2 rRNA genes (1 of these 2 cut by a window edge) are annotated in these 2500 nt (G+C 53.8%); both read right to left on the reverse strand.

The features are described from left to right. Nucleotides 1-45: 45 nt before the first annotated feature. A 5S ribosomal RNA gene (rrf, locus tag AQZ50_RS01980) occupies nt 46-160 on the reverse strand. 174 nt (nt 161-334) lie between these two features. Next, nucleotides 335-2500, reverse strand: a 23S ribosomal RNA gene (locus tag AQZ50_RS01985); it runs 640 nt beyond the window's last position.

The raw sequence follows: 2500 nt of genomic DNA on the forward strand, positions 1-2500 counted from the left end.
TGTGAATGGGTTAACCCTCTACAAGAACGCCGCGTCGGCTACAATGCCTGGCGACGACCTACTCTTCCAACGCTTGAGCGTTAGTACCATTGGCGCGGACTGGTTTCACGGCCGAGTTCGAGATGGGATCGGGTGGGGCACAGACGCTATGGTCACCAAGCAATGGAGCCGGCGTGACGCTCTTATAGAGGGTTTTTAATCGATGCAGATGATGTCTGGCTTGATTACCGCCTTCATCATCACCTCTGACGGACGACCTTGTTTCCACATTTCATGTTTTCACATGCCTGTTTCACAAGAGCCCAGCGCAGAGCTGATATTGATGGTGGGATTCTTCAAGCATGAATAGAGTTATTAGGACCGGTTAGCTTCATGCGTTACCGCACTTCCACACCCGGCCTATCAACGTGGTGGTCTACCACGACTCTATGATACCTTATCTTGAGGGAGGCTTCCCGCTTAGATGCTTTCAGCGGTTATCCCGTCCATGCATAGCTACCCTGCTGCGCTCCTGGCGGAACGACAGGTACACCAGAGGCATGTTCACCCCGGTCCTCTCGTACTAGGGGCAACTCCTCTCAAGTATCGACGCCCACGGCAGATAGGGACCAAACTGTCTCGCGACGTTCTGAACCCAGCTCACGTACCACTTTAATTGGCGAACAGCCAAACCCTTGGGACCTGCTCCAGCCCCAGGATGTGATGAGCCGACATCGAGGTGCCAAACGATTCCGTCGATATGAGCTCTTGGGAATCATCAGCCTGTTATCCCCGGCGTACCTTTTATCCGTTGAGCGATGGCCCTTCCACGAGGGACCACCGGATCACTATGACCGACTTTCGTCTCTGCTCGACTCGTCAGTCTCGCAGTCAGGCAGGCTTATGCCATTGCACTCTAACAGACGGTTTCCAACCGTCCTGAGCCTACCATCGCGCGCCTCCGTTACTCTTTAGGAGGCGACCGCCCCAGTCAAACTACCCGCCACAGAGGGTCCCCGAACCGGCTAACGGTCCTGGGTTAGACATCAGAAAACAACAGGGTGGTATTTCACCTATGGCTCCACATCAGCTGGCGCCAATGCTTCAAAGCCTCCCACCTATGCTACACAATTCTTTCCTAATGCCACTCTGAAGCTGCAGTAAAGGTGCACGGGGTCTTTCCGTCTAACCGCGGGTACTCCGCATCTTCACGGAGAATTCAATTTCGCTGAGCATATCCTGGAGACAGTGGGGAAGTCGTTACGCCATTCGTGCAGGTCGGAACTTACCCGACAAGGAATTTCGCTACCTTAGGACCGTTATAGTTACGGCCGCCGTTTACCGGGGCTTCAATTCGGAGCTTGCACTCCTCCTCTTAACCTTCCGGCACCGGGCAGGCGTCAGACCCTATACGTCGTCTTGAAGCCGACTTAGCAGAGTCCTGTGTTTTTGCTAAACAGTCGCTACCCCCTGGCCTGTGCCCCCTGCCAGTGCTTGCGCATAGACAGGGCCTCCTTCTTCCGAAGGTACGGAGGCAATTTGCCGAGTTCCTTCAGGATACTTCTCTCAAGCGCCTTGGTATACTCTACCTGACCACCTGTGTCGGTTTCGGGTACGGTCTATATGGAGAGGCTATTTCCTGGAACCACTTCAAGGCCAGACCAATCCAATAAGGCCTGACAATAACCATGATCCGTCACTCATCTCCAGGCCCACGAATATTAACGTGGTTCCCATCGACTACCCCCTTCGGGCTCGTCTTAGGGGCCGGCTCACCCTGCTCAGATTAGCTTTAAGCAGGAACCCTTGGTCTTTCGGCGAGAGGGCATCTCACCCTCTTTGTCGCTACTCATGTCAGCATTCGCACTTCCGATACCTCCACGGTCGGTTACCCTCCCGCTTCTCAGGCCTACGGAACGCTCCGCTACCGCTGGAACAAATGTTCCAACCCTAAGCTTCGGTGCGTGTCTTGAGCCCCGTTACATCTTCGCCGCAGGAACCCTTGATTAGACCAGTGAGCTGTTACGCTTTCTTTAAATGATGGCTGCTTCTAAGCCAACATCCTGGTTGTTTTGGGATTCCCACATGCTTTCCCACTTAGACACGACTTGGGGACCTTAGCTGTAGGTTAGGGCTGTTTCCCTTTTGACGACGGACCTTAGCACCCGCCGTCTGTCTGCCGGATAAATCTCGTTGGTATTCGGAGTTTGGTTAGAGTTGGTAGATCTCGCGACCCCCGCATCCATCCAGTGCTCTACCCCCAACGGTATACGTCCGACGCTCTACCTCAATAGATTTCGCGGAGAACCAGCTATTTCCCGGTTTGATTGGCCTTTCACCCCTAAACACAACTCATCCGAGAATTTTTCAACATTCAACGGTTCGGCCCTCCAGTGCGTGTTACCGCACCTTCAGCCTGGTCATGCCTAGATCACCGGGTTTCGGGTCTAATTCATCGAACTCTGTCGCCCTATTCAGACTCGCTTTCGCTACGCCTACACCTAACGGCTTAAGCTTGCTC

Source organism: Novosphingobium sp. Fuku2-ISO-50, from assembly GCF_001519055.1.
In the GTDB taxonomy this organism is placed as follows: domain Bacteria; phylum Pseudomonadota; class Alphaproteobacteria; order Sphingomonadales; family Sphingomonadaceae; genus Novosphingobium.